This is a genomic window from Halomonas sp. AOP5-B2-8 (assembly GCF_052376475.1).
GTDB lineage: Bacteria > Pseudomonadota > Gammaproteobacteria > Pseudomonadales > Halomonadaceae > Vreelandella > Vreelandella casei.
This window is the reverse complement of sequence record NZ_JBQSVS010000001.1, coordinates 528,783-554,880: the sequence shown is the minus strand read 5'-3', so window position 1 is coordinate 554,880 and position 26,098 is coordinate 528,783. Positions and strand designations below refer to the sequence as shown.

Annotated in this window: 21 protein-coding genes; 7 read left to right on the top strand and 14 right to left on the bottom strand. The window is 54.6% G+C overall.

Annotated elements, in window-relative coordinates:
• Window positions 1–163: 163 nt before the first annotated feature.
• On the bottom strand, window positions 164–544 hold the full coding sequence (locus ACT3RP_RS02495) for a septal ring lytic transglycosylase RlpA family protein (RefSeq protein WP_096281849.1): 381 nt from the start codon (window positions 542–544) through the stop codon (window positions 164–166).
• A gap of 323 nt (window positions 545–867) precedes the next feature.
• On the opposite strand from ACT3RP_RS02495, the gene ACT3RP_RS02490 reads away from it, so the two are divergent.
• Complete coding sequence (locus ACT3RP_RS02490; protein ID WP_441686562.1) at window positions 868–2,313, top strand: hypothetical protein; 1,446 nt, start codon at window positions 868–870, stop codon at window positions 2,311–2,313.
• Between the two features lie 83 nt (window positions 2,314–2,396).
• On the opposite strand, the gene ACT3RP_RS02485 is transcribed toward ACT3RP_RS02490, so the two are convergent.
• Window positions 2,397–3,275, bottom strand: coding sequence for a DMT family transporter (locus tag ACT3RP_RS02485; RefSeq protein WP_483393161.1), 879 nt, complete (start codon window positions 3,273–3,275; stop codon window positions 2,397–2,399).
• Window positions 3,276–3,376: 101 nt separating this feature from the next.
• Between ACT3RP_RS02485 and ACT3RP_RS02480 the strand changes: the two genes are divergently transcribed.
• Window positions 3,377–4,249, top strand: a complete 873-nt coding sequence (locus ACT3RP_RS02480; RefSeq protein ID WP_441686564.1) for a LysR substrate-binding domain-containing protein — start codon at window positions 3,377–3,379, stop codon at window positions 4,247–4,249.
• Between the two features lie 105 nt (window positions 4,250–4,354).
• Entirely contained in the window at window positions 4,355–4,912 is a 558-nt protein-coding gene (locus ACT3RP_RS02475) for a cytochrome b (RefSeq protein WP_444624536.1), read from the top strand.
• A gap of 130 nt (window positions 4,913–5,042) precedes the next feature.
• Here the strand turns inward: ACT3RP_RS02475 and pncB are convergent, their stop codons facing one another.
• A complete protein-coding gene (pncB, locus tag ACT3RP_RS02470; protein WP_441686566.1) occupies window positions 5,043–6,242 on the bottom strand; it encodes a nicotinate phosphoribosyltransferase in 1,200 nt (399 codons plus the stop codon).
• A 266-nt stretch (window positions 6,243–6,508) separates the two neighbouring features.
• Between pncB and ACT3RP_RS02465 the strand changes: the two genes are divergently transcribed.
• Window positions 6,509–8,161, top strand: a complete 1,653-nt coding sequence (locus tag ACT3RP_RS02465) for a multidrug ABC transporter permease/ATP-binding protein (protein ID WP_096281837.1) — start codon at window positions 6,509–6,511, stop codon at window positions 8,159–8,161.
• Between the two features lie 41 nt (window positions 8,162–8,202).
• Here the strand turns inward: ACT3RP_RS02465 and fhuF are convergent, their stop codons facing one another.
• Complete coding sequence (gene fhuF / locus ACT3RP_RS02460) at window positions 8,203–8,997, bottom strand: siderophore-iron reductase FhuF (RefSeq protein WP_483393160.1); 795 nt, start codon at window positions 8,995–8,997, stop codon at window positions 8,203–8,205.
• A gap of 202 nt (window positions 8,998–9,199) precedes the next feature.
• On the opposite strand from fhuF, the gene ACT3RP_RS02455 reads away from it, so the two are divergent.
• A complete protein-coding gene (locus ACT3RP_RS02455) occupies window positions 9,200–11,368 on the top strand; it encodes a TonB-dependent receptor (RefSeq protein WP_441686568.1) in 2,169 nt (722 codons plus the stop codon).
• A 21-nt stretch (window positions 11,369–11,389) separates the two neighbouring features.
• Here the strand turns inward: ACT3RP_RS02455 and ACT3RP_RS02450 are convergent, their stop codons facing one another.
• The 3 genes from ACT3RP_RS02450 to ACT3RP_RS02440 form a co-directional block, all read right to left on the bottom strand.
• On the bottom strand, window positions 11,390–12,211 hold the full coding sequence (locus ACT3RP_RS02450) for an ABC transporter substrate-binding protein (protein WP_483393159.1): 822 nt from the start codon (window positions 12,209–12,211) through the stop codon (window positions 11,390–11,392).
• 29 nt (window positions 12,212–12,240) lie between these two features.
• The gene (locus tag ACT3RP_RS02445) at window positions 12,241–13,008 is read right to left on the bottom strand and encodes an ABC transporter ATP-binding protein (RefSeq protein WP_193063482.1); all 768 of its coding nucleotides are present in this window, start codon (window positions 13,006–13,008) and stop codon (window positions 12,241–12,243) included.
• Between the two features lie 199 nt (window positions 13,009–13,207).
• Complete coding sequence (locus tag ACT3RP_RS02440) at window positions 13,208–13,462, bottom strand: inositol monophosphatase family protein (RefSeq protein ID WP_193063484.1); 255 nt, start codon at window positions 13,460–13,462, stop codon at window positions 13,208–13,210.
• Window positions 13,463–13,489: 27 nt separating this feature from the next.
• Between ACT3RP_RS02440 and ACT3RP_RS02435 the strand changes: the two genes are divergently transcribed.
• Window positions 13,490–15,868, top strand: coding sequence for an amino acid adenylation domain-containing protein (locus ACT3RP_RS02435; RefSeq protein ID WP_483393158.1), 2,379 nt, complete (start codon window positions 13,490–13,492; stop codon window positions 15,866–15,868).
• A 61-nt stretch (window positions 15,869–15,929) separates the two neighbouring features.
• On the opposite strand, the gene ACT3RP_RS02430 is transcribed toward ACT3RP_RS02435, so the two are convergent.
• From ACT3RP_RS02430 to ACT3RP_RS02410, 5 genes are all read right to left on the bottom strand, one after another.
• Window positions 15,930–16,814 (bottom strand): ABC transporter substrate-binding protein, encoded by an 885-nt coding sequence (locus ACT3RP_RS02430; RefSeq protein ID WP_193063488.1) that lies wholly within the window; start codon window positions 16,812–16,814, stop codon window positions 15,930–15,932.
• Window positions 16,815–16,894: 80 nt separating this feature from the next.
• On the bottom strand, window positions 16,895–19,072 hold the full coding sequence (locus ACT3RP_RS02425) for a TonB-dependent siderophore receptor (RefSeq protein ID WP_193063489.1): 2,178 nt from the start codon (window positions 19,070–19,072) through the stop codon (window positions 16,895–16,897).
• A 153-nt stretch (window positions 19,073–19,225) separates the two neighbouring features.
• Complete coding sequence (locus tag ACT3RP_RS02420; protein ID WP_441686531.1) at window positions 19,226–20,170, bottom strand: alpha/beta hydrolase; 945 nt, start codon at window positions 20,168–20,170, stop codon at window positions 19,226–19,228.
• 65 nt (window positions 20,171–20,235) lie between these two features.
• Entirely contained in the window at window positions 20,236–21,531 is a 1,296-nt protein-coding gene (locus tag ACT3RP_RS02415; RefSeq protein ID WP_193063494.1) for a lysine N(6)-hydroxylase/L-ornithine N(5)-oxygenase family protein, read from the bottom strand.
• 23 nt (window positions 21,532–21,554) lie between these two features.
• Window positions 21,555–22,670, bottom strand: a complete 1,116-nt coding sequence (locus ACT3RP_RS02410) for a GNAT family N-acetyltransferase (protein ID WP_319022231.1) — start codon at window positions 22,668–22,670, stop codon at window positions 21,555–21,557.
• A gap of 234 nt (window positions 22,671–22,904) precedes the next feature.
• Between ACT3RP_RS02410 and ACT3RP_RS02405 the strand changes: the two genes are divergently transcribed.
• The gene (locus ACT3RP_RS02405) at window positions 22,905–24,551 is read left to right on the top strand and encodes a cyclic peptide export ABC transporter (RefSeq protein WP_441686530.1); all 1,647 of its coding nucleotides are present in this window, start codon (window positions 22,905–22,907) and stop codon (window positions 24,549–24,551) included.
• Here ACT3RP_RS02405 and ACT3RP_RS02400 read toward each other — a convergent pair.
• Together ACT3RP_RS02400 and ACT3RP_RS02395 are read right to left on the bottom strand one after the other, a co-directional pair.
• A complete protein-coding gene (locus ACT3RP_RS02400; protein ID WP_226938637.1) occupies window positions 24,537–25,148 on the bottom strand; it encodes a cytochrome b in 612 nt (203 codons plus the stop codon). The two genes, ACT3RP_RS02405 and ACT3RP_RS02400, sit on opposite strands and share 15 nt — an antisense overlap.
• Before the next feature lie 4 nt (window positions 25,149–25,152).
• Window positions 25,153–26,085, bottom strand: coding sequence for a siderophore-interacting protein (locus ACT3RP_RS02395; RefSeq protein ID WP_444624545.1), 933 nt, complete (start codon window positions 26,083–26,085; stop codon window positions 25,153–25,155).
• Window positions 26,086–26,098 lie beyond the last annotated feature (13 nt).

The following is a 26,098-nucleotide window of genomic DNA, read 5'->3' as shown; positions in this document are numbered from 1 at the left end:
TCGTCAATGTAGGTTAATCGCGCGTTTAGAGACAGGACGCACAAAAAAACAGGGCGATCCATTGCTGGTCGCCCTGTCTATATGCTGCTGTTACGATACTACGTGTGCTGTCGCATTGATTAGGCTAAGGGGTATCACACACCAACCAAGAATGTGTTATCCGTTAATCCAACAGCGTTACCATCACCGGTGCCGTACCGCGTCGGAGCATGCCAAGCTTAACCGCCGCGCGTTTAGATAAATCAATGATTCGCCCTTGCACAAAAGGACCGCGGTCATTGATCAACACTTCTACTTCTTGCCCAGTATCCGGGCGTGTCACCAGTACTTTCGTTCCAAAAGGCAGGCTTGGATGAGCCGCCGTTAATGCCTGTTGGTCAAAAGGTTCCCCACTAGCAGTGGTGGCTCCCTGAAAGCGGTCGCTGTAAAACGATGCGACGCCTTCCTGTATTTCTGTTTCGTGTGCAAAGGCACTATTGGCAGCGCTACATGTTACGATCGCTGCCAAGCAAATCGTTCGGATCAGTCTTTTTCGGGCTCCCATGGGAGTACCTCAGTTTTGCGTGTCACGAATCCCGCACTCTTGATGAGGTGCCTTATAGGCCAAACGATAGTACCCGTGTCGCTTAAGCTCAGCAAGCTTTAAGAAGATCGGTGCAATTAGGTTCATATTCGAGATTTTTACACTTTCCTTATGCGACCTTGAATTTCAGCTACTTACCGAATTGTGCAGGAACTGTGTCAATAATAGCGTGACTGAAATACAGTGCTTTTCATGAAACGCTCACTTGAATAGCGTAAGCATCTTATACTTACGATTGACGCATTAATTAATCATTGTCATTGCGACTTAATAGGAAATTATTCATGGCTAAATCTTCTTCCTTGGGTTTTGTACTTGTCGCTGTTGGCGGCGCTGTCGTTGGTTTTTTGGCCGCTCAAGTTATTCCTTTACAGGGGCTGTCAACCGACGCGACGCCCGTCGAAAACGTTGATGGGACTGGTAAACAGCCTTCTTCTGCTGTTGCGGGATTGAAGAAATTTACACTCAACGAGCGTATGAATGGTGAAATAACGTCGGCTAGCGAGCTCAACGGTAAAGATGGCAGCCGTTTTTTGCGCTATGCCATGACGTTGGAAGCAGAAGATTTAGTCGAAATTTCTCTGCGTGGCGCATTGCAGGGCATAGTGGCTCTGTATGATGACCAGTTGCAGCTGCTGGCAAGTGCGCCAACGGTACGCCAGCGCATTGAAGAGAGCGGTGATTATGTAGTGGTAGTGAGCGGAGCTGATGCGCATAGCTACGGCCCGTTTAGCGTCAATGGCCGTACTATCGAGCTCAGTGATTCCGATACGCTAACCGTTGATGCGCCTATCGATAGTTGGCTCAATAACGAAGCCCGTGAATTTACCCTAACGATCGCAGAAGCCGGTATGTATCAAATAGAGATGCGTGCCGATGACTTCGATGCCTATCTAGTGTTGGAAGGCCCCAATGGCTATCTGCGTGAAGATGATGATAGTGCTGGTGATTTAAACGCACGCATTTCGGATTTTCTTGCCCCGGGTGATTACACGCTGCGCGCACGCACGGCCTATGGCGATGCCAATGGCCTGTTCTCGCTAACGGCAGAACCGCGCGAGCTGCCAGGTGATGGTGAGCTGCGCAATGATGGCCCTATTGCGCCCAATGAGTCCTTCAATGGCTGGTACAGCGGTCAAGATCTTGGCTATGAGCTAGAGATTGAAGAAGCTGGCATGTACCAAATTGAGATGAGCTCCAGCGAAGTCGACTCCTATCTGGTATTGGAAGGCCCCAATGGCTACTACCGCGAAGATGACGATAGTGCAGGTAACTTGGATGCGCGCATTGCTGACTTTTTAGCACCCGGCACCTATCAGCTAACAGCACGCACGGCTTATGGTTCCGAGAGCGGTCTATTCGCGCTTGCCGTTGAGCCGCGTGAATTGCCCGATGACGTTGAGTTGCAAAACGAAGGCGCGCTCACGTCTGGCGAGACGTTAAATGGCTGGTACAGCGGTGAACCGCTTACTTACGAGCTTACGATCGAGGAAAGCTCGCTGGTGACGATTGCCATGCGTTCTTCAGATTTCGACACCTTTTTAGAAATTAGCGGCCCAGGCGTTGCTGTAAGTGACGATGATGGCGCAGGCGGTACCAATTCGCAGTTGCAGGAACAGTTGCTACCGGGAACTTATACCGTGAGTGCACGCGGATATAGCACCGCTGGCAGCGGTTTGTTTGAGCTGAACGTTGAGACTGAAGCCGCGGATATTGCGCCAGATATGTAACTTCCCACGCTTTTGACGCAGTCCATAACGCCCTTGCCGCTGATAGCGACAAGGGCGTTTGTATTTGTTTTGGAACATAGCGCCTAGCGGCCTGCTTTGATGCATCCAGCGATGACCAGTACCGCCGCTGCGGGTAGGCGCCAGTCAAGAACGCTCATCCCTGCCAAGACCAGCAGCAGGGCGGCTAAAATGGGTACGCCGTAAGCAAGGCTGCCTACCAAGCTGGTGTGCCCCCAGCGAAGGGCTTTATCCCAAGCCACCATCGCTATCCCGTACGGACCTAGCCCCAGGGCGATACCTGCCAAAAGTGCCTCGCCACTGGGCAGCGCAATGCGCCCTTCTAATAGCAGACTAGCACCTGTAGCGATAGCGCTAGCAACAAGCAGCAGCCTAGGTAATAGCGGCGTAAGTGCCACCGGCGCTGCTTGGCTCAACCATGAATAGATAGCCCAGCAAAAAGCCGCTAAAAGTGCCAAGGCGTAGCCAGTAGTAGCGCCACCTAGGCCGCCACTGATCGCTTGAGGCACGAGTAGCAGCGCCGCGCCTGAAAACGCAATCAGTGCGCCTAAAGCCCCGCCTAAGCGTAAGCGGCCAAAGCGACTCCACTGGGTGAGTAATACAAACAGCACGGGCCAGGTATAAGTAATCAGCGCCGCTTCAGCGGCGGGCGCTAAACGCATGCCGATAAAGTACGTGCTCACCGCACCAAAAATGAGCAATGGAACGCCTACCCAGATCCTGAACTGCCAGCCAAAGCTGCTGGCCGCGACGTTGACGCGGCGGCTTAAGGGGAGCGTTGCTAGTGCCCCAGCTAATAGCGTTACCGTCGTTAGCTGCAGGGGTGGCGTGGCCTTTGCGAATTCAGCCAGCAGCGGCGCCGCACTCCAAAGCATCACGGCCACTAGCGCCGCGCCAATGCTGTACCAGCGTGGAAATATGACGGGGGCGTGAACGGGATGCATGTGCGATCTCCTTGATTTAAGCATGTGCAGAGCAGCATACTTATTGCCAATGCATCACAATATCAATCTTTATTGATGGTGTTCATCAAGGATTATGATATATGCGCGCACCGACGTTGGATCTCACCTTGCTGCGTACGCTAGTGGCCATTTCTGATACCGGTAGCGTGACCGCGGCGGCTAAGCGCTTGGATTACACGCAGTCGACGGTCAGCATGCAGTTGCAGCGATTAGAAGCGCAGTTAACGCTTACGCTGCATGAGCGAGAAGGGCGACGAATACGCTTTACATCGGAAGGAGAGCGTTTGCTTAGCCACGCGCGCCGCCTGTTAGCGCTTAACGACGAAGCGTGGAGCGACATGCAGGCGCGCCAAGTCACCGGTGATCTTACCCTGGGGATTCCTGAAGATTACGCGTCGTTATTGCCCTCCGTGTTTGCTTACTTTCATCAGCTTTATCCGTCAGTTGGCTTGCGGGTTATTTGTGGCACCAGCGCACTGCTTGTTGAGCAAGTTAAGACCAAAGAGTTAGATTTGGCCTTAGTCACGCGCCAGCGCAACTCCCCCGGTGGCGATGTCATTCGCCGCGAGCCGTTGGTGTGGGCGGTGGGCGTGAATCAGCAGCCGTTGCTCAGTGACCCACTGCCGCTGGCGCTCTATTCCCCCGGCGCTGATGTGTTTCGTGAAGTGGCCGAGCAGGCGCTGCAGGCGGCGGGGCGCAGTTGGCGAGTTGCCTATACCAGCCAGTCTATGGCGGGGTTAGCGCCTATCGTGACGGCTGGGCTTGCGGTGGTGGTCGTCACGCGCAGTATGCTGACGCCATCCTTACGGCCTTTAGATGAAAGTAGCGGGCTGCCCGCGCTACCAATGATTGAGTTGGCACTTCACCGTGCGCCGCATCGCCCCTCAGAGCCGGCGCGCCGTTTAGGAGAGTTGATTCGCGAGCAGCTAGCCGCACCTGAACAAGCGCTATAAGGTAAGTAACGTTTAGCGTTGAACGTGGCGCAATGCTTTAATCAGCGTGAGGGAGCGTTACTGACTAGAATGATAAGCAAATAAATTGGCGGTTAGGAGCATGGCATGCACGAACTGGATCACTATATTTACCCGCATCGGGTACTGCACTGGCTAGTCGCTGGGGCGTTACTGCTCTCATTGGCCAGTGGCTTAACATTAGGATTGGTAGGTTTTGACCGTATTCTTGACTTGGCGGGAAGCGTGCTTACCAATTTGCTATACACCAGCCATAAAACGCTCGGCGTATTGATCTTACTGCTGATGACGCTGCGTATCATTACGCGCCTAGCCTTTGTGGTGCCGGACCATTCACCGCCGCTGAATGCCTTTGAGCGTACCGTCAGTACTAGCGTGCATCATTTGCTGTATTTGGCACTGATTATTATGCCGATAGTGGGCTGGGCCGCGACGGCAAGCGGTGGGTTTCCGGTGGAGTTTTTCAAGTGGCAGTTACCGGGCTTAATCGGCCGTCATGAGCAACTGTCCGAGCAGTTGTTTGTATGGCATGGATGGCTAGCCTGGATCATTTTAGGACTGGTGGTTCTGCATGTCGCGGGGGCGCTGTTCCATTGGCGAATCAAGCGCGACAACGTGATGACACGGATGAGCCTATTTGATTGAGCCGGGCGAGGGTGCTGATTGAGTAGGACACGCCTGCTGTTGCGATAGCCGCCCGCTGAGCGGCATCGCAACGGTTTGAAAGGCGCGAGTCAGATCTACGCCTGGCCCTGCTCCTAGCTTTGCGTTGGTCTCAATGCTCTACCTGAAATACCCGCTTAAGGTATTTGACGAAGCCCTGGTCTCGTGACGAAGTTTTGCCGGGTTCATCGGAGATCTTGGCCACCGGCTGGCCGTTGCAGGCCACCATTTTAATCACCATGTTCATCGGTTTTAGGCCGGGCACGTCGCAGGTAAGCGTAGTGCCAATCCCAAAGCTTGTTTTGATTCTGCCTTCAAGCGTTGTCTTAAGCGCCATTGCCTTATCGAACGTTAGCGAATCGCTAAAAATCAGCGTCTTGCTGCGGGGGTCGATGCCCAATGTTTTATAGTGCTGGATGCATTTTTCCGCGAAGTGCAGTGGGTCGCCGCTATCGTGGCGAAGTCCATCGAAAAGCTTGGCAAAATACAGATCGAAATCTCGCAGGAAGGCGTCCAGCGTGATGGTGTCGGTGAGTGCGATACCAAGATGTCCGCGGTATTCCTGAACCCAGGCTTCCAGCGCCGCGCGCTGGCTATCGACTAGACGACTACCTAGCTGCTGGTGTGCCATGACCCATTCGTGGGCCATCGTACCCATGGGGGCGAGCCCGTGGCGCCTGGCGATATCGACATTGCTGGTACCCACGAAATTGCCTGGGAACTCCTGATTCAACACCGTAATGATGGCTTCCTGCACCGGCTGAGAAAGCCGACGGCGGGTGCCAAAGTCTGCAAGGTTCAGACCTGCCAGCTGTTCGGACGTGTAGTTATCACGCAGCGTATCGAGCTTATAGCGCAGCTGATTCACCGCCTGCTCAATAGTAATATCAGGGTAGAGTACGCGGTTACGTACTTCGCTAATGATCGCCAATAACACGATTTCGAACAGTATGCTGTGCGACCAGGGACCGTCGATGACGATACATAGCTCCTGGTCTTCCATAAACACGTCAACGTACTCGGGACGGAAGCGAAACAGTTCTAGGAAACGTATAAAGTCCGGCGTGAGGTAGTTAATCGTGCTGAGATAAGCCGATTCCTCGACGCTGAGCTTGAGAGTGCCTAACTGATCGATCTGATCGCGAATCTCGCTCAGGTACGGCGCCAAATCTTCCGAATTACGGCACCGGAATTCCCAGGTAACACTGGCATTGGGGTATTTGTGGTGTACCCCCTGCATCATGGTGATCTTGTACCAGTCGGTATCCAGCAGCGAGGTGATGATAGGCCCGTCGCGGTAAGTGGCTGTCATGAAACATTCCTAATGTAGCGCTGGTGCTTGGTAAACGGGGCCCTCACTGAGTGCATGGGGTCTCCTTGGTTATTGTAACGACTAGCTGAGGGTGTAGCCGCGGCGGTTATGCGCCTTTTATACACCGCTTTTATGCATTGCCCGTTATGAATGGGAATCATGCCATCCGCCTAGTTTACAGGTAAGCGCGATTTGATGCCTTTATTGACATCGCCGGGCAGTACGTCAAACTTCAGCGCTCTTTTATCTACAAGGTGAAAATTCCCATGGAGCTGGTGCGCTTAGTACTTCACCACTATCGCTGGCCATTTTTGGGCGCGATAGGTTTGAGCCTGTTAAGTGCTGGCTTAGGGGTGGGCGTTATTGCGTTTATTAATCAGCGGCTGATTGAAGTAGGCAGCTTGGCCGCGTTACCGCAATTTTTGGGCTTATTGGCCCTGCTACTCGCCATCACGCTGGCGACACAGCTGGCGCTGACCGTGCTTGGGCATCACTTTGTATTTGACCTGCGCTCACGCTTGGTGAAGCGCATCCTGGATAGCGATATCGAGCGCCTGGAGCAACTGGGCAATGCCACGTTGCTTGCCAGTTTATCGAGCGATGTGCGAAATATCACCATTGGCTTTGTGCGCCTGCCAGAGCTGATTCAAGGGGTGGCCTTAACGCTGGCTTCAATCGCTTACCTGGCTTGGCTATCGCCGCAAATGGTGGTGATTACCGTGCTGTGGATCGCATTCACCATGGGGGTGGGCTGGGTGTTGGTGTCGCGGGTCTATCGCCATTTTCGCTTAGTGCGTGAAAGTGAAGACCGCTTATATAAAGACTATCAATCGGCTATTGAAGGGCGTAAAGAGCTTGCGCTCAACCGCGATCGTGCGCAGCGCTTTTTCGACGAAACTTATACTGCTAATGCCCGTGATTATCTCTATCACATTATTCGTGCCGATACCTATCACCTAAGCGCCGGCAACTGGTCCAATATTATGATGCTTGGAGCCATTGGCGTGGTTTTCTTTATGGCTAACGGGCTGGGCTGGGCAACGCCTGCCGTCGCCGCTACGTTTGCGCTAGCGCTGCTGTTTTTACGCACTCCCTTGATTCAGGCCATCGGCGCGTGGCCTACCTTGATTAGCGCGCAGGTAGCCTTTGATAAGCTGGCAAGCCTGGAGCTTGCCGACTACCAACCAGGCTTTAGCGTCGACGATTCGCTGCACGACTGGCAACGGCTTGAGCTGGTCGACGTCAGCTATCATTACCCGGCCAGTGCACAGGGTGAAGGGTTTCAAGTCGGCCCTGTTAGCCTGACGCTAGAGCGCGGAGAGCAGGTGTTTCTTATTGGGGGCAACGGTAGTGGTAAGTCGACGTTGGCGCGCCTATTAACGGGGCTCTATCGGCCCCAAAGTGGCCAAATAAAGGTGGATGGCCAGGTGCTGACGTCGGCCCAATGGCATGCCTTTAGAGCGCGTTTTGCGAGCGTGTTTACCGATTTTCACCAGTTTGATCAAGCCATGGGCCCAGGTGGGCTGCCGGCTGATCCACAAACGGTGGCGACGTGGCTAGAACGGCTGCAAATGCAGCATAAATTGCAGTGGGAAGGGGATCGAGTCACTAATACGCAGCTTTCACAAGGACAGCGTAAGCGTCTGGCGCTGCTGCTTGCGATTGCTGAAAAGCGGGAAATTTTATTGTTGGATGAGTGGGCCGCCGATCAGGACCCGCAGTTTCGTCGTTTATTCTATCGTGAGCTGCTGCCACATTTGCGCGATATGGGCATCACGGTGTTTGCTATCAGCCATGACGATAGCTATTTCGAACATGCTGACAGGCTGTTGGAAATGTCGAAAGGGCAGTTAAGCGAGCTTAAGGGCGAGCAGCGGGCGCTGGCTAGCGCCGATGCGGTGGCGCAAATTAATATCTAGATCAACTATCGCCTGCCTGTTTTTCTGAGCAAGTCGCTCAATTAGCAAGCGGCTTGGTTGCTTCGGGCGTGCTTGCTTGCCTCGATATTGCAGGCTTCAAGTGGGCAGGTGCCGCAGGTGCCTAATTCATCCAGTAGGTAGCGCAGGCAGCACAGCTTGCGCACCCGCTTTACCTCTTCGCTGCCTTTAGGCTGAACGTAACGAACCGGTTGAAAGAGCGGATTGCGTTTGCCGTTCGCCAAGGTACGTGTTTCTAGCAGTGCTTTGGCCGCTTCAAGGGCGCCCTCGTTGACGAGGGGATGCTCAGCCAACACATTGATGAAATGATCGATGTAGCTCCCTGCATTACTCCAAAATACCCGCGTTGCCGCGCCGGAAATAGCCGCTAGTTGTTCAATTAGCGGTGTCCAGTGCTGCTCGATTAACGTCGCAAAGCGTTCATATGGGGAGTGGGTAGTTAATGGCGTGCCTTCGTGAGGCAGCCACAGCCGTGAGGTACAGCCCTTGTCGTTAAGGACGACCTGGAGATCATTCAATCCCACCGGCAGTTTGCGATTAAGCAGCAGGTTGGCCACAAGCGTCGGCAGTGCCAGCGCGCTGAAATGCCACTTCGACCAAATAGAGGCAACGGCTCGCAGGTCCCCACCTGGGTATTGCTCCGCCATGAGGGCGATATCTTCTTTCAGCCAATGGGCATCGAGCCAGCGGGCAGCGTTAAAGGCTTCCAGCGGGGGCGTCCCGCCAATAAGAGGCGGCGTAAAGTTGGCTAACGGCCCTATATAGCAGGCAGCTAATGAAGGTTCGAAGATTTGCGGCTGACGCAGGGCGAGGGGCATAAACGGACTCCAACACAGGGCGCTGGGTGAATAACAATGCGCTTACTTTAAACGGTAATGCATCTCAGTTAAATAGTGGCGTGTGTGTTAAATGCGTTTTAATATCAAATGAAAATAATTTTGCTTTGCTGTAGCATTCGCATTCCCGCTATGTTTTCAGCACCCGCTGACCGCTATTAATCGATACTGAGGAACTCGCTTCATGTCGCTGCCTTCCCCTTCCTGGCGCACGCTCACCTTTGTGTTACTGGGAGCGCTGCCGATGCCCACGATAGTGTGGGCGCAAGCATCCTCTGGTAATAATGCCCCGCTTGATACGGTCACGGTGATCGGTGAAGCGGCCACTCACGGTGATACACCGTCGCCCGCGTTTGCCGGGGGGCAGGTGGCTGCCGGAGCGCGCGTTGGCTCCTGGGGGCAGCGTAATGCTGCCGATGTGCCGTTCAACGTCATTGGATTTACCGCTGAGCTTATTGATAATCAGCAGGCGGACACGTTGGCCGATGTGCTTATTAACGATGCGTCGGTGCAAAGCGGTTTTGGTTTTGGCAACTATGCTGAAAAGTTTCAGATTCGTGGCTTTGAACTTGATGGCGAAGATATCTCTTATGGTGGGCTTTATGGCGTATTACCTCGCCAGGTGGTCGCGACCAATATCGCCGAGCGCGTCGAGCTGTTTAAAGGCGCCAATGCCTTTGCTAACGGCGTTTCGCCCAGCGGCTCGGGTGTGGGTGGGGCGATCAACATTGAGCCAAAACGCGCTGCGGATGCGCCGCTGACAAGACTAACCACCGGGGTGACGGGCAGCGGCTATGTGGAAAGTGGCATAGACGTTGGGCGACGCTTTGGCGATGAGAATCGATTTGGCGTGCGCGCTAACGTTGTGCGCGGTCGCGGCGACACCGCGATCAACGATGAGGAGAGGCGGGCAACGTCTGCCGTGGTTGGACTCGATTATCGCGGTGACCGTGGTCGTGCTTCGTTAGATATTGGCCATCAAACTCATAACGTCAACGGTGGGCGTTCGGTAGTCTATGCTGGTGCTGGGCTAACGGCGGTTCCCAATGCACCCTCAGCGGATGCCAACTATTCGCCAGAGTGGGCGAATACCGATTTGCGCACCAATTTCGCGATGCTGCGTGGAGAGTACGATATCACCGGCAGCTGGACCGCGTATGCCGCACTGGGTGGCAATAACACGCGCGAAAGCGGGCTTTATGCATCGTCAACGGTTAACAATGCGCAAGGTGATTCCACCATTGGCCAACTGCGCGCTCCTTATCGTGCGGAAAGCGTTGGCAGCCAAGCGGGTCTGCGCGGAGCGTTTGACACCGGTGCAGTGAGTCACCAGCTGGACCTTGGCTATTCAAGCGTCTATCGCACGACGCGCTCGGCCTATGAGCTAGCTTCACCCGGTCAGCCGTCCAATATTTACCGACCGGCTGACATTGCCGTACGCGAGCCTGCGTTTGCAGGTGGAGATATGAATGACCCCAGTTTACGTAGCCGTACCCGCAACAACGGCGTATCGCTGTCTGATACGTTGGGCTTTCTGGATGATCGCCTGCTCTTCACGCTAGGGGCGCGCTACCAGGAGGTCGAGGTCACCAACTATGATTATGACGGCGACTTTGATGCTCGCTTTAGCGATACGCGCCTTTCGCCCGTGTATGGCATCGTAGTAAAGCCGACGGATAGCTTGTCGCTTTACGCCAATCACATTGAAGCGCTCCAGCCAGGCGACACCGCGCCAACAAGAGCGGTAAACGCGGGCCAGAGCATTGGTTTGGTCGAAGCAGGACAAAACGAGGTGGGTGCTAAGCTGGATTTGGGTACTATCGGCGGCAGTTTGAGTCTGTTTGAAATCGAGCAACCCAATGCCTTTATTGACGCTGAAACCGGTGTTTTTGGCTATTACGGCGAGCAGCGTAATCGTGGCGTGGAGCTCAGTGTGTACGGTGAGCCGGTGGAGGGGGTGCGTTTGCTGAGCAGCGCCATGTGGATTGATCCTGAGCTGGTTCGCACCGATGACGGCGCTAATCAAGGCAACGACGCGGTGGGAGTGCCCAACTACCGCTTAGTGGTTGGCAGCGAGTGGGATATTCCTCAGGCTCCGGGCTGGACATTGAGCGGCCGCGCGGTGCGTAACGGCAGTCAGTATCTAGACCCCGCCAACCAGCTTGAGGTTGACGCTTGGACCCGCTGGGACCTTGGGGTTCGTTACGCCATGCCGTTAAATCAGAACACGCTCACCCTGCGTGCCAATATCGAAAACCTCACCGATGAGAACTACTGGGCTTCTGCGACCGGCGGTTATTTGACGCAAGGCGAGCCTCGTACGGTCAAGCTTTCTGCTGCATTAGACTTTTAAGCTTTCTTTAAAGAATTTCGCTTAACGAGCTAATAGCGCTTCGCTGAGTAACTCAGCGAAGCGTGCTGCTGATGGAAACCCGCCAAAACTCCACACCGCCGGTAGGCGAATAACGCGATCTGCCTGCACGGCGGGCAGGTGCTGCCACAGTGGATTGTTCGAAAAACGGTCGCTCATCCCCGCGGGCAGTGGCTCGACGACGACAATGGCCGCATCGGGATAGGACAGCAACTCCTCTAGCGCCACCGTTGAAAATCCCCACTGGTTGGTCGGATGCTGCCAAACATTGCTCAGCCCCAAGCGTTCAAGTACCGCTTGAAAAAGGCTGTGTTCGCCAAACACGCGTAGATGGCGCGCATCGATAAACTGCACAACGAGTAGCGATGGCTGCTCTTCTAACTGCGTTTTTTGCTGATCCAAATAGGTTTCTAAGGCATTGATCATAGCGACCGCTGCATCCTCGCTGCCGCTCAGCGCAGCCAAGGTGTGGGTTGTGCGCTCAAGGCGTTGCCACAAGGGCTCGCCGAGCTGGTAGGTGTCTAGCGCGGTCACGGGGGCAACGGTACTAAGCTGTTCGCTTAAGCGCATATACAGTGGCGAAAGCAAAATATGATCTGGCGCTAGTTGAGCCATTAACTCGCGGTTGGGCTGCGCCCGAAGACCAACGTCAACAACGCCTGGCGGTAGCTGCTCGGCGCCGGCCCAGCGTTGATACTGGGGAATCTCTGCTAACCCTACGGGCGGATTGTCTAGGGCGATCAATGTTTCGGCAATCGTCCAGTCCAGCGTCACAATAGTGTTTGAGGCGATGGCCTGACTAGAGAGAGAGCTCAGGCAGCTCAACGCGAATAGCCCGTTGCGAAGACGAGGTGTCACTGGGCAACGGCGATATTATGCTCTCCGTTAGGGTGCTTCATTACCTGCATGGGGAGCCCGTAAATAGCTTCCAGCGTGCTATCGCACATCATGTCGTTTGGCGTGCCGCAGGCCAGTAAACGACCGCTGTGCAATGCCATCAGCTCGTCGCAGTAGCGTGAGGCCATATTGATGTCGTGCAGCACGATAATAACACCGAGATTTAGCTCGTCGCACAGCTTGCGGATCAGCGCCAATACTTCGATTTGGTGAGCGATATCCAGCGCTGCTAATGGCTCATCGAGCAGCAGAAACCGGCTGCCCTGGGCGAGTAGCATGGCCAGCCATACGCGCTGGCGTTCACCGCCGGAGAGCGTGTCGACCAGGCGGTCGGCAAAGGCCTCGGTGTGAGTAAGGGCAATGGCCCGATCAATGGCCTCTTTGTCTTTTGGGGTGTGGCGCCCCAACAGCCCGTGCCATGGATAACGGCCAAAGGCCACTAGCTCGCGCCCGGTAAGGCTTTCGGCGCTGGGCAAATGCTGGGGCAAGTAAGCCACCTGGCGGGCAAATTCACGGTTTCCCCAATCACTTAGCGGGCGCTGGTCAAAGTCAATCTCACCTTGGCTGACCGGCTGCTGCTGGGCCATCAATTTAATCAAGGTCGACTTGCCTGAGCCATTGTGGCCAATCAGGCCGTAAACTTTGCCTTCATGAAAGCTGTGGTCAATGGGGGTTAGAATTGGTTTGCCATTAATCTCAAAAGTGGCGCCTTTGACCTCGAACATGAATCACTCCTGGCGATAGGGTTAATGATAATGGCTCCATTCTAGTGCTAATAGTTCTCATTTTTAACAAAAAAATGAAAAGATTCACGTGAGATAGGGCAAACGCCGCCTGGGAAAAGCAGGCAAGGGGGCGGTCTCGGTCAGCTAGCCCACGTTTGATTGGCTAGCCGATGAGAGTAGAAATGACTTGGGTCGTTTATCAGGCAGAAGTTAAACACGCTAGCAGTTGGCTGTGCCGCTCGGGGTGTGCCGCAAGTAAACTGTTACAATGAGCGGTATTCTGCTCGCCAGTGAGGCCCGTGACGGTGTAATCAGCTTTTCTGGCAATCAAAATGCCGCCGGCGATATCCCAAACGTCGAACTTAGCGTCTTGAGACCAAAAAGCATCAAACCGGCGCTGGCGTGTGTAGGCGACGCCTAGCGCCTGGGCTGCAGATACCTGCCACCTGGGCATTAGTGCAGCTGTTTATAGACAACACCTATGGCGGGTGGAGCCTATGTGCCGTTGGATCCCGAGTATCCCGCAGAGCGGCTGGCCTTCATCGCCGAAGATAGTGGCATTGAACTGTTGCTGACTCAGCACCACTTGCGCGCGTCATTGCCGGTAGCTGATGGACTAAGCGTTGTTGAGTTGGATCGACTAGATGTTGCGCATCATGCTTCTACCAATCCAGCGGTGACGCTGCACGGCGAGCATCTTGCCTATGTGATTTATACCTCGGGATCCACCGGGCGACCCAAGGGCGCCACCATCCGCCATGATGCCTTGACCAATTGCATGGTCTGGATGCAGGAGACCTATCAACTCACCAATACCGATGCCGTACTGCACAAGGCGCCGTTTGGGTTCGATGTTTCGGTATGGGAGATTTTCTGGCCGCTGAGTGTCGGGGCACGTTTGGTGATCGCCCAACCAGGAGATCATCGAGATCCAGAGCGCATCATCGAGCTGATCCAGCGGCACGGAGTTACCACGCTCAATTTTGTGCCCTCAATGCTCAAGGCCTTCCTGGCCTATCCTGATGTTAAGGCCAAGACGCGGCTCAAGCATATTATGTGCGGTGGCGAGGCCGTTCCAGCCACGCTACAGCAAGATGTGGCTGAGTGTCTTGATGGTGCCCACCTGCATGATCTCTATGGCCCCACTGAAACTACTATTCATGTCACTCATTGGTGGTGTCGTGATGACACTCACCGCCAGATTCCCATTGGGCGGCCCATTAGTGGTACCCGCACCTACGTCTTGGTAGTACCACAGGGCGTCGCGGGAGAGTTGTACCTGGGCGGGATAAGCCTGGCCCGTGGATATCTCAATCGCAGTAATCTCACGGCGGAGCGCTTTATCGCTGATCCGTTCACTAAGGGCGAACGCCTCTACCGTACGGGCGATCTGGTGCGTTGGCGGGAAGATGGCCAGCTCGAGTACCTGGGCCGCTTGGATCATCAAGTGAAGATCCGCGGCCTGCGTATCGAGCTGGGGGAGATCGAAGCCGAACTGCTCTCTCAGCCAGAGGTTCGCGAAGCGGTCGTGGTCGCCCAAGAAGGTTCCCATGGTTCCAGGTTGGTGGCCTATGTGGTTCCCCAGGCTGACAGTGAACTCGACACTAGCTCACTACGTGAAGTGCTGGGTCAACGACTGCCGGATTATATGGTGCCGGGCGTCGTGGTCACCCTTGATACTCTGCCGCTGAATGTTAATGGCAATGTGGATCGCAAGGCGTTACCTGAGCCTCAACTAAAGGACGCCAGGGAGTACGTGACACCCTCTACACCAGAGGCACGCCAACTCGCCGAGATTTGGCAGCAAGTGCTGGGCGTTGAGCGAGTCGGAGAAACCGACAACTTCTTCGAATTAGGTGGTGATTCTTTGCTAAGTCTAAAAGTGGTGAGCCGTGTACAAGCTCTGCAGGAAACTAAGATCAACTTTCAGCTGTTAGATCTGATGCAGAAGCCGACTATTGCTGATCTGCTGGGAGTGAAAAATCACACTGAGGTTCTACCCAAAGGTGCTGTCATGCTCAATGGCGAATGCCGAAGTCAACCGCCACTGTTCTGCATTCATGCCGTAATGGGAACGGTTTTTGACTATCAGCCGTTAGCCCGACGTTTGCAGGGGATATGTACTGTTTACGGCCTGCCTTGCCGAATGTTGAATGACCCACAGCATCGAGATACCTCACTTGAAACAATGGCTGATGATTATGTGAAGACTATACGTCGTATACAACCTGTGGGGCCCTATCGGTTATTGGGGTGGTCCCTAGGTGGTACCGTGGCAGCAATGATTGCGGCACGGCTTGAAAAGCAGGCCCAGGAGGTGATCCTGTTGGCGTTGGTGGATCCCTATATCCCCGGTAGCGGCCAGAAGAGCGAAGATGATTGGCGCCGGGATTTTGCGGCCTATGTGTCGGTAATCTTGCCGGGTATCTCACCTGAGATGGTCGCTAATAGTACTCATGCATCGACCTGTAAGGAGCCAAGCGAAACGGAGCTTGCCACTATGCTAGAACGTTTGCTGGCGTTGGATGCGGCCCGCGGACGGGCAGGTTATGCCGCTCTGGGTGGTGAGGAATTGGCACGGATCTTCTGTGTGGCACGCCATCTGAAGCGACTCTCCCTAAAGTCTGGTATGTTGCCGACGTTGAGTTGTGAAGTGGACTGTTGGTGGTCTGAGGGGCGTCCACACGAGGAACGGCAAGCGCTAATGCATCAAGTGGGACAAGTGCCATGTTGGGCTATTGAAACTTCTGAGGATCACTTCTCGATTGTTTCCAGCGATTCGCTATTGCTAAAAGTGATGGGAAAGCTGCAAGAGGATACCCAAACAACGAAGCGCGTAGAGGAGAATTTACCGGCCTAACGGCCGGTTTCTGACAAGTATGCTTACTCTTCCCGGCTGCCTGATGAAGGCAGTCGGGAAGTTAAGTATTTTCTAGCGCATCCTTGAGTGACTCTGCAAAGCGAAGCATGGAGGGGAACCCTCCCCATGGCCAATAATTTCTATTGATACTTACTGATGTATCATCCAACCAATGCTGCCATAGTCCTGACGCTGGTAATGTTGAGTCAGGTAAGTCTTGAGAGTAATTCGAGCGAAGCAGAATTATTTTCCCTTCTAACTGAAATGCCTCTGGGATAGTTAAGGTGCTGAACCCCCAGTCATTCGTGTTGCCTTTCCAGGCATTCTCTAATCCAAGTTGGGTGAGGGTCATATCTTCCAGACTTCCAGGCCCATAGACACGAACATGTCGGTCATCTCGAATTTCTACGATCAACAGAGGATCTATAGGTCTTTCAATCTGTGTGGCTATTAATGATAGCTCAGCGTCTACAGAGTCAATGAATGTTTGAGCTTGCTGTTGCTGGTCGTTCAGTTCCCCCAAATTTATAGTAAGTTGTTCAAGGCTCTGCCAAATATTTAATGCTTTCCCAAACAACCGGGTTTTAATTACATCAGCAATATCGGAAAGCTTATTCTCTAAATTCAAGTGGGCCGGTGGCGATATCAGAATGGCATCAGGTTCCAATGATGCTAGATATTCAAAATTGGGCTGAAACCTAAGTCCGAGCTCAAGGGTGTCAGGCAGTAAGTATTCTTGGTTTAATTTTCTATACTGTGCTAAACCCGCCATTGCTATGGGAGGGCGTTGCAAAGCAGCAAGTGTATCTGCAATAGCATAGTCGAAAGTGACGAGTTTTTTGGGTTCTTCAGCGTTAGCAAGTGGCACGACCAGCGGTAAAAATAGCAGTATGACTAAAAAAAATGCTCTGTGGCCTGACGGTGGTAAGTTGCCCATATCGATCATTTATATACTTTCTATTTTGGCTTTTATAAAACAATGGCAGGCGGTGATGCCGCCTGCCATTGCCTCTATTGGTAATGACGTTACCATTGATAACTGATTGAGCCTATGATGCTTCTCGGTTCGCCATAGAAGCATCCATAAGTGCAAGACTCAATATAGGTCTTATCAGTGAGATTGGTGGCATTCACTGCATATACCCAAGATCCAGTTTCATAACTCACTCGCGTATCGACAAGTGTAATCGACGGCACTTCTCCCTCTACCCAAGTCGTCCGGGTTGGGCCTACGTAGCGAACGCCACCTCCTACTTTCAGCCCTGGTAGGCCGAAATCGCCAAAACGGTAGTCGCCCCATAAAGAGAACTGATTATAGGGCGTATTAGCTGTTCTCCTGCCCACCTGATCTGGCGTAACGGGGCTGCTTTTCGTTGTACGCGCATCTGTGTAGGTGTAGGCGGCTACCAAGTTGGCATTGGGGCCTATTGCCGTCTTCGCTTCCAATTCGACACCACGTGAACGTACTTCCCCTATCTGTGTCTGGAAGCTGGTATCCACCGGATCGGTGACGCTGACGTTTTCCTGTGTCAGCTCGTAAGCGGTGGCGGTGAGCATGGTATCCCAGCTATCTGGCTGAAAGCGGACGCCTAATTCATATTGTTCGCCTCGCGTGGGGTCAAACCTATTGCCATTACGGTCAGTACCACTGGTCGGTTCAAACGACTGGCTATAGCTGATAAAGGGCGCCAAACCATTATCGGCAAGATAGACACCCCCCACGCGTCCAGTGAAAGCATTTTCCGTTTCACTGCTCCACTCTGTGGGGCCAAAGTAGGGTGAGCTCTCAGACTCAGTCCAGTCCTGACGTCCACCCAGCATGAGCACCCATTTGTCAGCGATTTTCATCTGATTTTGAGCATACAGGCCAATCTGTTCACTGCGTTGTCTACTAGATGGTCCAGGTATTCGTTCGCTGCTGATTTCCTCAGCGCCATAAATGGGGTCAAACACATCTAGCGGCGGGGCTGACGCACGGAAATGACGCGACACATCATGGCGTTGACGATGATAATCAATACCTATCAGGCTGGTGTTAGCGGTATCACCCATATCCCAATTATACTGTAAAGATGTGTCTGAGGTGAGCGCTCTAGAGTCATCATGGCGATCTAAAGCGGTTCTCATATAGACTCGTTGATCGTTACTTTGGCCAAGACCTATCTGAGGAAAGTCTCGCTCAGATCGGAAGGTGCGGAGGCTATGGCTGAGGTGGAGGCTATTAGAGAAATCGTGCTCAAGTAAATATCCGATCGAGTAACGCTCGTTATCATACTCATCGAAGTCAGGCTCTCCAGCGAATCGCTCCCGAGGAATGTCCCCATTCGGGTTAGAAAGAATGGTGCCGCTGGTGGGTAGTCCATACACATAAGCCGTTTCGTCGCGCTGATATTCACTCAGTAGGGTGAGTGAAGTAGTCTCGCTCGGCTGCCATTTTAAAGCTGGCGCGATATAGGTGCGATCATCCGGTACGTGGTCGACGAAGCTGTCACTGTCCCGATGCAGCATGGTAATACGGTATGACAATACGCCATCTTCATCCAATGAATCGGAGAAGTCCGCAGATATTTGACGTCGGTCGAAACTGCCTGCCTCGATATTAACTTCGCGTAGTGGAGTGCTGGTGGGGCGTTTACTAACAGCGTTAAGAATGCCACCCGGGGCAGCCACGCCATACAAGATTGATGAGGGGCCTTTAAGTACTTCCAGCCGTTCCAGACCATAGAGTTCTTGCTGACCGTCATACACGTTTGCTTGGTATTTGCTGCCATCTCGGTAGGTTGTCGTGTTGCGAAAACCGCGAATTCTTAACCCTTCTGTGGTTCGATCGGCTCCTTCGAACCTGGAGATGCCAGCAGTATAGCCCAGCGCTTCAGTGAAGTTCCGAGCCCCGTAGTTTTTAAACTCCTCACTGCTAACTACCGAGATAGACTGCGGCGTTTCAATAATCGGTGTATCGGTTTTGGTGCCTGTTGCGCTGCGGGTGGCCGCAATACCTTGTACAGGCCCCGTTGCTTCTTCATAAATACGGCTTTCGGTTACTTGCAGGGTAGGCAGTGTGGTGCTTGTGTCGCTGCTTTCATTAGGCTGTAGATCAGTGCCTTGAGCGAGAGCAGCCGGTGCCGCGAATAGCATTGCCGCGCAGGCATTGGCAATGGCCACGGTGATCAGTTGCCTGCGCAGGCCGGTACGAAGTTGCTGCATAGTAATCCCCTTGAATGATATTTATGCGTTAATGATAATTGTTATTATTAGTATTATGTTCTGGGTTTGTACTGTCTTGCAACACTCTGTTGCTCAAAATGGTACGCGTAGTAAGCGGTGTCATATGAATGCCCCATAGGCTGGCAGCCATATCTACTGTGCGGGAGGGCTCGTAAAATGCTGCCGTAGCGCCTTGGCGATATCCCCACGCACCTGACCGGTGGCATCAGGCGTAATGCTGCCCAGGCGTGCGAAGTCGTGCACCATGCCGTGGTATATGGTCAGTTGGGTATCCACATTCGCTTCCTGTAAGCGGTTCACGTAGGCGATGCCTTCGTCGACTAGGAGATCGTGTTCGGCCAGGGCGATGAAGGCAGGTGGTAAGTTTTTGAGATCCGCAGCCTCCAACGGCGCAAAACGCCAGTCGTGACGTTCCTCATCGCTATTTAGGTAGTGGCCAAACATCCACTGCAGGGTGTCTGCTTCCAGCAGGTAGCCTTGTGCGTATCGGCGGTGAGACTCGCTCTCCTGCCAGGCACTGGTACAAGGGTAGAGCAGGATCTGGCAGCGCGGCGGGGGCCAACCATTGTCTCGTGCTGATATGCAAAGAGCTGTGGCGAGGGTGCCGCCAACACTGTCACCACCCACGGCAATGCGTGAGGTATCGAGCCCCATCTCTTCACCATGCTTCAGCAGCCAGCAGTAGGCATCTTCAGCATCGTGAAACGCTGTCGGAAACTTGTGCTCGGGGGCTAGGCGATAGTCGACAGCCAGCACTGTGTAGCCAGTTGCTTGAGCGATGCTTTGGCAGAGCGAATCGTGGGAGTCCAGGCTGCCCAGTAGATAGCCGCCACCATGGAAGTAGAGCAGAGTGGGCGCTAAAGGCTGCTCGCCTTGGTAGCGGCGCAGTTCAAGAGGGTGGCCATCTCGACAGGTGATGCTCAGTGACGTTGCATCGTTAGATATTGGCTCATCAAGCATCTGTGATGATGCCTCGTAGGCAGCGCGTGCTTGTTCTGGTGAGAGAGTGTGGAAAGGTGGGTTGCCGCTATCGGCAACCAGGTCTAAGAAAGCGGCGACATCAGAATGTAAGGGCATAATGGGCGTAAGTCTCGATATTAGGGGCCGCTCCGAGAGAGCGGCCATGCGTCGATAGTGCTTGGTTAGTCCGCGCCTACGAGAGAGGGAGTTGATACGCCGGAATGGACTGTTGGCAGTGCCTCATTCAGTTCTTCGCAAATCTCACTTGTCCGCGCCGCCAAAATCGACAGCAGGGTGTCGCTTAAACCATGGGTGGGTTCGCAGCTGCCTTGCAGGAAAATAGCCGGTTTGAACGCAGGCTTGGTGTAGAGCTGATAGTGGCGGTTGACGGCAAAATCTGGCAGGTAGCCCGCAACGGGGGCCAGCAGCCGTTTATGGGTGTCGCGTACATAGCCGGTGGCTAATACCACTGCGTCGTAACGGGTGGACTCGGTATGGCCGCTCTCCAAATCGCGCACCAGTAGCTCAACGCCTTCAGTAGTTGCTTCGCTGCCAATGACCTCATGGCGGCGGCGGAAGCGGTGACGGACTAGGCCGGTTACTTTTTGCTGATAGAACACATCGTAAATCTCCTGAATCAGCGCCAAGTCAGGGGCTGAGTAGTTGGTGCTTTTGTACTCCTGCAGCAGCGCTTCCCTCTGGCCGGTGGGGTTGTTGAACACGTAGTCGGTGTATTCGGGGTTGAAAATCTCGTTGACGAAGGGGCTATCGTCCGAGGGTTTAAAGGCCCATGCCCGGCTAATAAGGTCCACCTGAATGCCTTCACGGCCGTGCAGATCCAGGAATATCTCAGCGGCGCTCTGGCCCGCACCGATCACGGCGATGCGTTTGGGGGCGTCTTGTTTGGCTAGCTCCCGAAGATAGTGGCTGGAGTGGAAGACCCGTGGGTCTTCTTTTAGCCCAGAGAAGCATTCAGGCACATTGGGCGCGCCGCCTACACTTATCACTAATGAACGGGTGAGTCTTTCCTGCACCGCGCCGTTCTCATCCCGTGAACGAACGCGGAGGTAGGCGACCTCGTCGTTTTCAGTTTCGGGCAGTACTTCAAACACATCCTCTCCATAGGCGCACTGGTGTTCAAAGTGGCTGGCGGTCCAGCTTAGGTAATCATTGAACTCGTGGCGGCTGGGGAAGAAGGTTTGCAGGTTGATAAAGTCCTGCAGGCGGCCTTTGCTGTGAAGATAATTGAGGAAGCTGAAACGGCTGCCTGGGTTACGCGGCGTGACCAGGTCTTTGAGAAAAGAGATCTGCATATGGGCATTTTCCAGCAGCATATGCGGGTGCCAGGCAAAGCTGGGCTGGCGTTCAATAAAGACGGCATCCCGCGCTTGCCCTGCTTGGCGTTGCTCGTCGAGCGCAATGGCCAGGGCAATATTGGAGGGGCCGAAGCCGATGCCGATCAAATCATGAATATGCATAAGAGTCCTCGTGGCTGACGTGTTTATGGGGTGAAGCGTGGGTCGGGTCGTGGCGCTGACCCAAGGTGCGGAGCCAGCGGTATCCAACTGCGCTCGTTAAAAAAGTGTTCGCGTAGCTGCATGCCGAGCATGGCCCGCTTATGGGGGAAATCGAACGCCTTCACATGGGCATAACCGCACTGGGCAAGGTTGCGCAGCATCTTGGCGTTATCCACGCGGGGCTCGATCACCAGGCGTTGGGTGCGGCAGTCGTCCAGGAACAGGTAGTGAGAGATAGAGGGCAGCCAAGCGGCGACATAGGGCCGCCCGCGAAAAGCGGCTTCGCCGATCAGCACGTGCCAGCCACGGTCAAAGTCACCAACGTCGTAATAAGCGCCGATGCGATCCTCCTTGGCCCAGTAGGTCTCGAAATAACCGAAGGGCTCTCCGTTGATACAGCCGATCAGAGGTACAACGCTGGGGTTCTGGAGCGTGCTCTCCAGCCGCTCGCGGTGCTGTTCCAAATCACCCTGCTCTTCCCAAAAATGGGCGACGACCGGGTCGTTCATCCAGCGGTTGAAGCGCTCCAGATCAAGTTCCAGGTCAAGCACTCGAAAGCTTAATGTGGCATCCAGCCAGGCAATATGGCGCTGATAGACCGTGCCACTGGGGCGCGGTGGGCGGCGTGGATGTCGCTTTTCGTTCTCCAGGATGGGTTGCTGAGGGTAGGCGTGCATGGAGGGGGAGGTGAGCCAAAGGGTTGGCAACTGCCAAAATAGCTCCGCGTAGGCCCAGAGTTCTCCATGGCGATCTTTAACCGCGATACCGTTGGCACACAGAGTGGGGTGTAAAACCGTGGGGAGCTGCAAACGAAGGGCTACAGTACCTGGGTAAACGTTAAAAGCCCCTTCGATAGCAGCAAGCAGCACCGGTAAGGGCGGTGCCGAGCGCTTCGGCCAACGCAGCGTCAAGGTATGGTTATCGTCCACCAATGACCACTCAAGGTGCTCATGATCACCCTTTACGAGAAGTGACTGTGTGTTGGCATTACCGGTGACTTGATAGGTGTAACCCTCTGGGCGTGAGAGCAGCGGGGCCGCCGCCGTGTGGCTTTCAGAGGATACATGTACCTGTGTTTGTGCCTGGACAGAACTGGACACCGCTTAGCTCCTATCAATAAGAACGAATCACAAAAACGAATCGAAAAAGCGAAGAAAAAACAGCCGTAAAAATCACCCCACCGGAGGGCGGCGGTACTGACTTCTTTATCTAAGGACGAATGAGAATGAGGCTTGTTTACAAGAATGTTGGTTAACTTTTTGCGTGCGCGGTTCGTCATTAGAGATAGGTGTCGGTTTTCAATCGCTTTCCAATCTCTGCCCAACGAGGTGAATGTGCTTTCCTATCTGTTTCGTCGAACCCGCGGGCTGATGACCGCCGCTGCCCTGGCCAGTATTCTTTCGGGGCTTTTCAGCGTGCTGCTGATTGCCCAAATCAATGCAGCGTTGACCAGCGATGCCGCCAGCCGCGCTAGTGCGGCCTGGGCTTTTGCGGTCATTGCCGTGGCCCTGATGGCCTGTCGGATGGTGTCGACGGCGCTGTTTGAGCGGTTGGGGCAGCGGGCGCTGGCCGAGTTACGCCGTTTTGTTGCCCAGTGCGTGGCCGAGACCCCTTTTGCTCATTTCGAGCGTGTGGGCAGTGCGCGGATCCAGTCGGCGCTTACCGAGCACAGCAACAATGTGGCGATCTTGTTCGTTAGCTTGCCGGTTATTTTGACCAATACGGTCATCGTGGTGGGGTGCTTGGGCTACTTGGCGATGCTCTCCTGGCAGGTGTTCTTATTTGCACTGGGGGTGATTGGGCTTGGGGCGGTTGGTTACCACTTGGTGCACTTACGCGCTATTAACTACCTCCAGAGTGCCTCGTCAGAGCAGGATCGCTTGTTTGGTCATTTCCGCGCGCTGACCGATGGGGCAAAAGAGTTGCGCCTGCATCAGCGCAAGAGTCGGGTTTTTATGGATCAGATACTGGGGGAGTCGGTTGAAGGCGTGCGGCGGCTGCGCACCTATGGCATGTCGCTGTTCGTGATCTCGACCAGTTGGGGGCAGTTCCTGATGTACGCCTTCATCGGCCTGGTGCTGTTTGTATTGGCGGGCGATGGGCCTAATCAAACCCAGGTAATGACCGGCTTTGCCCTGGTGTTTGTGTTTATGGTGACGCCCCTGGAAGGGTTGTTGATCAATATTCCGCGGATCAATATGGCGCGGGTAGCCGCTAGCCGAATTGATGACATCACCCGCGAGATGCCCCAGGGGCAGGAGAGGCTGGCGTCATCTCAGACGCCTGATTTTCAACGGCTTGAATTGCACGACGTTACCCACCAGTACTACCACGAGCAGAGCGATGACTTCTTTGAGCTGGGGCCGATTAACCTAAGCTTTACGCCGGGGGAAGTGGTGTTTCTGGTGGGGGGCAACGGCAGCGGCAAGACCACGCTGGCCAAAGTAGTGGTGGGGCTTTATCCGCCGGAAGGTGGCGAGGTGTTGCTCAACGGCGAGCGCGTCGAAGCGGATGGCTGGGATGCCTACCGGCAGCTCTTCTCGGTGGTGTTCTCGGACTTCCATCTCTTTGAGCGCCTGTTGGAAGCGCCGCGGGAAGATCTCGACGAAGAGGGCAACCGACTGCTGGCCAAGCTGCATCTGCAGCACAAGGTGCGGGTTGAGAACGGTGCGTTCACTACTCAGGCGCTCTCCCAGGGGCAGCGTAAGCGCTTGGCGCTGGTAGTGGCCTACCTTGAAGATCGCCCGTTTTTGGTGTTTGACGAGTGGGCGGCAGACCAGGATCCGCTATTCAAAGAGGTGTTCTATTGCGAGGTGTTGCCCGAGCTAAAACGCATGGGCAAAGCGGTACTGGTCATCACCCACGATGACCGCTACTTCCACCTCGCGGATCGATTGGTGAGGCTGGAGAGCGGCAAGCTGTTGGCTGCTGAGTCTGAGACTGCCGAAGAGCCTCTGGCGGAGCCCTCACCGGTCTCTTGATCCCATCATGCGCTCCAACACCTTGTCCTTGAACCAGAAGCGGTGAACCAGCGCCATGGCGATATGGCCGATGACTAATCCGCATAGCAGCCACGAGAGCGGGCCGTGAAGGAGCTCGGCGGGGGCGATCATCCAGGTGATCTCGCGTTCTGCTTCGGGCAGTAGCTCCATGCCATAAAAGCGCAGCGCACCGCCGCGGCCATACTGGCGCAGAATGGCGAAAGCGGGTAGCCACAACAACAGCCCATAAAAGGTGATATGTACGAGCCGCGCTATGCGGCCACCTAGCCCCGGCGGGCGGGGCGGGCGTTGCTTGCGATTTATCCATGCCCAGCCAAGGCGCGCCAGAGTCACGATCAGGAGCATAAAACCTAACGAGCCGTGAGGCCCGATGCTCGCCAACAACAGCGTGATAGCGTTTTCGCCCATTCCCCGCCAAGCCAGCACCACGGTAAATTGCAGTGTGACCAGTGCGGCGGTGAGCCAGTGCAACGCACGGCTTATGCGCCCGTAGTGGTTGGAGCTGTCTCGCCAGCCAATAGGCGTTTGAGCTGGCATGCTGGTGTGATCACTGTTTAGTGCGGTGCTGTTTGCCATGACTTTAACCATTGGCCTTGCCCATGCGCCAGTAGCCCATGCTGGTGACGTACTGTTTGGGTAGCCCGCACTCGTTAACCAAGTAGCGGCGCAGCTTCATGGCGACCTTGGTTTCAGCGGCGATCCAGGCGTAGAAGGGGGCGCTGTCGTCCAAGATGGCGGGTTCCCAGAGAGGGCCTTCCTCATCGTCGCTTGCATCGTGGGTAGTGGCTGTCGTGGGAAAGCCGCCTAGCGCTTGAATTTCCTTATGCAAATCAATGTCGCGCACTGCCCTCAGCAGCATTTCACCGTGTTGACAGCCGGGCTCGGTATCGCGAGCCAGCCAGCGTAGCCTGGCGGCTTGAGGCAGCGGCTGAACATCGTCGCCGCGAGGTACTTCGAACAGCGCTTCGACCTTGGGTTTAAGGGGCAGGTCATCGAGAGTTTCCAAGATGCCGGCCGCGGCAGGAAGGGCGGTTTCATCGGCGATAATCAGGATACGGCGCACGCCTTGGGGCGGTTTCCATTCGTAACCTAGTTTTGGGCCTTCCGCATTGGCGTCCGGGGCTGTCATCGCCAGGCGGTCGCCTGGTTGGGCTCGCATTGCCCAGCGCGAGGCGGGGCCATTGTCGCCGTGAAGTACGAACTCCACGTCCACCTCGGCTTTTTCTGAGCGTAGGGCGCGAATGGTATAGGTACGCGCAGATGGCCGCTGGGCATCCGGTAGGGCGCGGTAGGCACCGTACCAGTCGTGCTCTTCCAGCTTGGCGATCTCAAACAGCTGGTCGAGACTGCCACCGTCTTCAGGAAAGAACAGCTTGACGCGCTGATCCGGGGCGTAAGTCGCCATTTGGCCAATACCTGGGCCAGTAAAGGTAAACCTTACAAGCGAGGCGCTGACTTGGGTACGGCGGGCGAGTTTGATATCGAAAAGCTGGTAGCTCGGTTTGGCGGCCATAGTGGGCTCCATT

What these genes read in the sequence shown, in the direction of transcription:
- ACT3RP_RS02495 (WP_096281849.1), bottom strand. Translation starts at nt 544, where the DNA reads ATGGGAGCCCGAAAAAGACTGATCCGAACGATTTGCTTGGCAGCGATC.
- ACT3RP_RS02490 (WP_441686562.1), top strand. Translation starts at nt 868, where the DNA reads ATGGCTAAATCTTCTTCCTTGGGTTTTGTACTTGTCGCTGTTGGCGGC.
- ACT3RP_RS02485 (WP_483393161.1), bottom strand. Translation starts at nt 3,275, where the DNA reads ATGCATCCCGTTCACGCCCCCGTCATATTTCCACGCTGGTACAGCATT.
- ACT3RP_RS02480 (WP_441686564.1), top strand. Translation starts at nt 3,377, where the DNA reads ATGCGCGCACCGACGTTGGATCTCACCTTGCTGCGTACGCTAGTGGCC.
- ACT3RP_RS02475 (WP_444624536.1), top strand. Translation starts at nt 4,355, where the DNA reads ATGCACGAACTGGATCACTATATTTACCCGCATCGGGTACTGCACTGG.
- pncB (WP_441686566.1), bottom strand. Translation starts at nt 6,242, where the DNA reads ATGACAGCCACTTACCGCGACGGGCCTATCATCACCTCGCTGCTGGAT.
- ACT3RP_RS02465 (WP_096281837.1), top strand. Translation starts at nt 6,509, where the DNA reads ATGGAGCTGGTGCGCTTAGTACTTCACCACTATCGCTGGCCATTTTTG.
- fhuF (WP_483393160.1), bottom strand. Translation starts at nt 8,997, where the DNA reads ATGCCCCTCGCCCTGCGTCAGCCGCAAATCTTCGAACCTTCATTAGCT.
- ACT3RP_RS02455 (WP_441686568.1), top strand. Translation starts at nt 9,200, where the DNA reads ATGTCGCTGCCTTCCCCTTCCTGGCGCACGCTCACCTTTGTGTTACTG.
- ACT3RP_RS02445 (WP_193063482.1), bottom strand. Translation starts at nt 13,008, where the DNA reads ATGTTCGAGGTCAAAGGCGCCACTTTTGAGATTAATGGCAAACCAATT.
- ACT3RP_RS02440 (WP_193063484.1), bottom strand. Translation starts at nt 13,462, where the DNA reads ATGCCCAGGTGGCAGGTATCTGCAGCCCAGGCGCTAGGCGTCGCCTAC.
- ACT3RP_RS02435 (WP_483393158.1), top strand. Translation starts at nt 13,490, where the DNA reads ATGGCGGGTGGAGCCTATGTGCCGTTGGATCCCGAGTATCCCGCAGAG.
- ACT3RP_RS02430 (WP_193063488.1), bottom strand. Translation starts at nt 16,814, where the DNA reads ATGATCGATATGGGCAACTTACCACCGTCAGGCCACAGAGCATTTTTT.
- ACT3RP_RS02425 (WP_193063489.1), bottom strand. Translation starts at nt 19,072, where the DNA reads ATGCAGCAACTTCGTACCGGCCTGCGCAGGCAACTGATCACCGTGGCC.
- ACT3RP_RS02420 (WP_441686531.1), bottom strand. Translation starts at nt 20,170, where the DNA reads ATGCCCTTACATTCTGATGTCGCCGCTTTCTTAGACCTGGTTGCCGAT.
- ACT3RP_RS02415 (WP_193063494.1), bottom strand. Translation starts at nt 21,531, where the DNA reads ATGCATATTCATGATTTGATCGGCATCGGCTTCGGCCCCTCCAATATT.
- ACT3RP_RS02400 (WP_226938637.1), bottom strand. Translation starts at nt 25,148, where the DNA reads ATGGCAAACAGCACCGCACTAAACAGTGATCACACCAGCATGCCAGCT.
- ACT3RP_RS02395 (WP_444624545.1), bottom strand. Translation starts at nt 26,085, where the DNA reads ATGGCCGCCAAACCGAGCTACCAGCTTTTCGATATCAAACTCGCCCGC.